Genomic DNA, 4,616 nt, shown 5'->3' with positions numbered 1-4,616 from the left:
TTCCGCAGGATGTCGGCTTGGGCCAGCGAGTAGCCGGCCACCTTCTGCGCGATGCGCATGATCTGTTCCTGGTAGACGATCAGGCCGTAGGTTTCGGTCAGGATCTCTTCCAGCGGTCCGGCAAGTTCGGGGTGGATCGGTTTGATGGCCTGCCGGCCGTTCTTGCGGTCGGCGTAGTCGTTGTGGGCGTTTTGTCCCATCGGGCCGGGCCGGTACAGCGCGATCACCGCGATGACGTCTTCGAACCCGGTGGGTTGCATCCGGCGCAGCAGGTCGCGCATCGGTCCGCCGTCGAGCTGGAACACCCCCAGGGTGTCGCCGCGGCCCAGCAGTTCGTAGGTCGGCTGGTCGTCGAGCGGCACCGACTCCAGGTCCACGTCGAGGCCGCGGTTGGCTTTGATGTTCTCGATCGCGTCGCCGATGATGGTCAGGTTGCGCAGCCCGAGGAAGTCCATCTTCAGCAGACCGATCCCCTCACACGCCGGGTAGTCCCAGCCGGTGATGATCGCACCGTCCTGCGGTCGCTTCCATAGCGGAATCGCCTCGGTGAGCGGTTCGCTGCTCATGATCACCGCGCAGGCGTGCACACCGGCGTTGCGGATGAGGCCTTCCAGCCCGAGTGCGGTCCGATAGATGGTGCGCACATCGGGGTCGGCGTCGATCAGGCCGCGGACCTCGGTCGCCTCCTTGTACCGCTCGTGGTTCGGATCCGTGATGCCGGACAGCGGGATGTCTTTGGCCATGATCGGCGTCGGCAGCGCCTTGGCGATCCGGTCGGCAATCGCGAAGCCGGGTTGCCCGAAGTGAATGCGCGCGGAGTCCTTAAGCGCCGCTTTGGTTTTGATGGTGCCGAAGGTGATGACCTGGGCAACCCGGTCATGGCCCCATCGCTCGGCGGCGTAGCGCACCATTTCGCCGCGGCGCCGGTCGTCGAAGTCGATGTCAATGTCCGGCATCGACGTGCGCTCCGGGTTGAGGAACCGTTCGAAAAGCAGGCCGTACGGGATCGGGTCGATGTCGGTGATGCCCAGCGCGTAGGCCACCAGCGAACCGGCGGCCGAACCGCGGCCCGGCCCGACCCGGATGTCGACGGAGCGGGCATAGTTGATCAGGTCGGCGACGATCAAGAAGTACGACGGGAAACCCTTGTCGCAGATGACGTCGATCTCATAGGACGCGCGCTCGGCATAACCCTCGGGTGACCCGTTCGGAAACCGGCGCGTCAGCCCGGCGCTCACCTCGTGGCGAAGCCAGGATGCCGGATCGTGTCCGGCCGGCACCGGGAACACCGGCATTCGGTTGCGTGGCGTCCACACGTCGGCGTAGGAGCCCACCCGTTCGGCGACGGCCACGGTGGCGTCGCACGCACCGGGAACCGTGTCGTCGAAGAGTGCGCGCATCTCGGCGGCGGACTTGAGGTAGTAGCCGTCACCGTCGAATTTGAACCGGTTGGGATCTGACAGCGTCTTGCCGGTCTGCACGCACAGCAGAGCCTCGTGGTTGGCCGCGGCGTCGCGGGTGACGTAGTGGCAGTCGTTGGTGGCCAGCGGCGGGATGTTCAATGTGCCGGCGAGGTCGAGCAGACCGTCGCGCACCCGCGCTTCGATGGCCAGCCCGTGATCCATCAGTTCCAGGAAGAAGTTGTCGGCGCCGAAGATCTCCCGCCACTTGGCGGCCGATTCCAGCGCCTCGCGCTGCTGGCCGAGCCGAAGGCGAGTCTGCACCTCCCCCGACGGGCATCCGGTGGTGGCGATGATGCCAGCCGCATGTTCGGCGACGAGTTCGGCATCCATCCGTGGCCATTTACCCAACTGCCCTTCGAAAGAGGCCAGCGACGACAGCGTGAACAGGTTGCGCAAGCCGGTCGCGTTCTCGGCGATCATGGTCAGATGCGTGTAGGAGCCGCCGCCGGATACGTCGTCGCTCTTCTGGCCGGGATCGCCCCACAGCACCCGGCGGGTATCAAAACGAGAGCCGGGAGCCACATATGCTTCCACTCCGATGATCGGCTTGATCCCGGCGTCGGCCGCCGCGTGATAAAACTCGGCGGCGCCGAACATGTTTCCGTGATCGGTCATCCCGATCGCGGTCATCCCCAGACGCCGCGCCTCGGCCAGCATCGGAGTGATCTTCGCCGCGCCGTCCAGCATCGAGTACTCGGTGTGGTTATGCAGATGCACGAAGGGCCGCGAAGAGGAACCGTCCATAGGACCGCCAGTCTATGACCGAGGCACGACCGCTACCGGCAGTGCCGCTGGGTGTGTCGGTGAGCGCCGACCAGCTACCGTACGAAGCTGCGAATCTCGTTCAAGATCCGGCCAACGAAATCTTCATGACAGACGGCTGCGAGCCGATCCCGTCGATCACGCGCGCGGCCGGACATCGCGCGCGCGTGCCAACTGCCTGTCGATGCCGCTGACGTGGCGAACCTCGACGAAGAGCCACAGTGCTCCGGCGATCGTGCCCAGCACCGAGATGAGCACCGTGGTCTCAATCCACTCGTAATGCTGGTAGGCGGCAACCATCACGGTGCTGATCATCGCGAACACTGCGATCCCCAGCAGGATGAACCCGGGCCAGAAGAAGTTGTCCTTTACCACGATACCCGCGTGCTGATGCGTGGTCCGGGAATGATCCGTCGGATCGTGATGCGTGTCTCCCACTATAGTTCCCTGTCTAGTTCCCTGTCCCCCTACCCGGTTCGGGTCGAGTCGTCCTGACTGCGAATGTACATATCGGGCAGCAGAATTGCACCGATCGTCGTCACCAGCCACACCACCAGTGTCATCGCCAGCCAGGAGGCGAAGCCGCGGATGCCGAGCCCGGGGGTGAGCACCGAGGCCAGCCAGAGCGCGACGACAGTCAGCGTCAGGCCGGCAGCACCCAGCAGCAACGACGCGTATCCGTGCGGCAACTTCAAGATCAGCCACGACAGGCCGGTCTGGGCAGCGGCGAACGCCAGCACCGCGACGACGAATCCCGGCGCCGACATCGCAACACCGGGCACGACCGCCGCGGCGATCACCAGTCCGATCGCCCAGGACCCCAGCCTTGCGACAGCCCGCAACAGGAACTGATTCATAGCAATAAGGGTAACCGGGGCGAACCCGGCGACCTGAACGACCCGAACCCGGTCGATGCCGGTGCGGCCGGTGCAAGCGACAATGTCAGACATGCCCGCGACGTTCGACGATCTGGTGGCCGAGGCGGCCGCCGCGCCGGTCGAGGGGTGGGACTTTTCGTGGCTGGACGGCCGCGCCACCGAGCAGCGCCCGTCGTGGGGCTACCAGCGGCTGCTGAGCCAGCGGCTGGCGCGCGCATCGGCCGCCGTCGACCTGCAGACCGGCGGTGGAGAGGTGCTGGCCGGCGCGGGCGAACTCGATACGTTCCCACCGACCATGGCCGCCACCGAGCCGTGGCCACCGAACGCGGCACTTGCCACCAGGCTTTTGCATCCGCGGGGTGTGGTGGTTGTCGCAGTAGCCGACCACCCGCCGCTGCCGTTCGCCGACAACGCCTTCGACCTGGTGACCAGCCGGCACCCGAGCGCCCTGTGGTGGACCGAGATCGCCCGGGTGCTGCGGCCGGGCGGCACCTACTTCGCGCAACACATCGGACCCGCGACGATGATCGAGCTGACCGAGTTCTTCCTCGGGCCGAAGGCCGGACTCGGCGCCGACCGGGAGCCGGACGTCGAGCGGGCGAATGCCGCAGCCGCCGGTCTGCAGGTCGCCGATGTGCGCTCCGAACGGCTGCGCGTCGAGTTCTTCGACATCGGCGCCGTCGTCTATTTCCTGCGAAAGGTGATCTGGAGTGTGCCGGGCTTCACCGTCGACCGTTACCGCAGCCGGCTGCGTGAGCTGCACGAGCGTATCGAGGCCGACGGACAGTTCGTCGCCCACTCCGCCCGGACCCTCATCGAGGCCCGCAAACCGGACTGATCAGCCTTGATCACGCCGAAGCCCGCAGCACGTCCAGCGCGTGCCGCAGGTCGGGCGGATACGGGCTGGTGACCACCAGCCGCCGGCCGTCGCCCGGATGACTGAACGCCAGCGATCGCGCGTGCAGCCACTGGCGTTCCAGCCCAAGCCTTTTCGCCAGCTTCGGGTCGGCGCCGTAGGTGAGGTCGCCGCAGCAGGGGTGATGCAGCGCGGCGAAATGCACCCGGATCTGGTGGGTGCGGCCGGTTTCCAGGTGGACGTCGAGCAGGCTGGCTGCGACGAAGGCTTCCACCGTGTCGTAGTGGGTGACGCTGTTTCGGCCGTTCGCGGTGACGGCGAACTTCCAGTCCCGGCCATGGTGCCGGCCGATCGGCGCATCGACGGTGCCGCTGGACGGGTCCGGATGCCCCTGCACCAGTGCGTGGTAGCGCTTGTCGACCGAACGCGCTCTGAAGGCGCGCTTGAGGACGGTGTAGGCGCGCTCGGAGATCGCCACCACCATCACCCCAGACGTGCCGACGTCGAGGCGCTGCACGATGCCCTGCCGCTCGGGCACGCCCGAGGTGGTGATCCGGTATCCGGCGGCGGCCAGCCCGCCCAGCACCGTCGGCCCGGTCCAGCCCACCGACGCGTGGGCGGCCACCCCGGCGGGCTTGTCGACGACCACGACGTCGT

Annotated in this window: 5 protein-coding genes; 1 reads left to right on the top strand and 4 read right to left on the bottom strand. The window is 66.9% G+C overall.

Translation table 11 applies throughout. The features are described from left to right. The 3 genes from dnaE to AC2VON_RS00075 all read right to left on the bottom strand — a co-directional run. Nucleotides 1-2,207 (bottom strand): DNA polymerase III subunit alpha (dnaE, locus tag AC2VON_RS00085; RefSeq protein WP_486951116.1); only part of this gene is annotated, 2,207 nt, incomplete at its 3' end. A 156-nt stretch (nucleotides 2,208-2,363) separates the two neighbouring features. Further along, nucleotides 2,364-2,663, bottom strand: coding sequence for a protein UsfY (gene usfY, locus AC2VON_RS00080; protein WP_486951115.1), 300 nt, complete (start codon nucleotides 2,661-2,663; stop codon nucleotides 2,364-2,366). Nucleotides 2,664-2,692: 29 nt separating this feature from the next. Continuing rightward, entirely contained in the window at nucleotides 2,693-3,175 is a 483-nt protein-coding gene (locus AC2VON_RS00075) for a hypothetical protein (protein ID WP_486951114.1), read from the bottom strand. Here AC2VON_RS00075 and AC2VON_RS00070 point away from each other — a divergent pair. Then, nucleotides 3,174-3,941: a class I SAM-dependent methyltransferase gene (locus AC2VON_RS00070; protein WP_486951113.1), complete on the top strand. Its 768-nt coding sequence runs from the start codon at nucleotides 3,174-3,176 to the stop codon at nucleotides 3,939-3,941. The genes AC2VON_RS00075 and AC2VON_RS00070 overlap by 2 nt on opposite strands. Before the next feature lie 10 nt (nucleotides 3,942-3,951). On the opposite strand, the gene AC2VON_RS00065 is transcribed toward AC2VON_RS00070, so the two are convergent. Beyond that, a partial coding sequence (locus AC2VON_RS00065) for an RluA family pseudouridine synthase (protein ID WP_486951112.1) occupies nucleotides 3,952-4,616 on the bottom strand: 665 nt, incomplete at its 5' end.

Source organism: Mycobacterium sp. TH-M82 (genome assembly GCF_057473605.1).
Note: the sequence above shows the minus strand (reverse complement) of the source record. Positions and strands in the feature narration are given on the sequence as shown.

What these genes read in the sequence shown, in the direction of transcription:
- AC2VON_RS00070 (WP_486951113.1), top strand. Translation starts at nt 3,174, where the DNA reads ATGCCCGCGACGTTCGACGATCTGGTGGCCGAGGCGGCCGCCGCGCCG.
- AC2VON_RS00075 (WP_486951114.1), bottom strand. Translation starts at nt 3,175, where the DNA reads ATGTCTGACATTGTCGCTTGCACCGGCCGCACCGGCATCGACCGGGTT.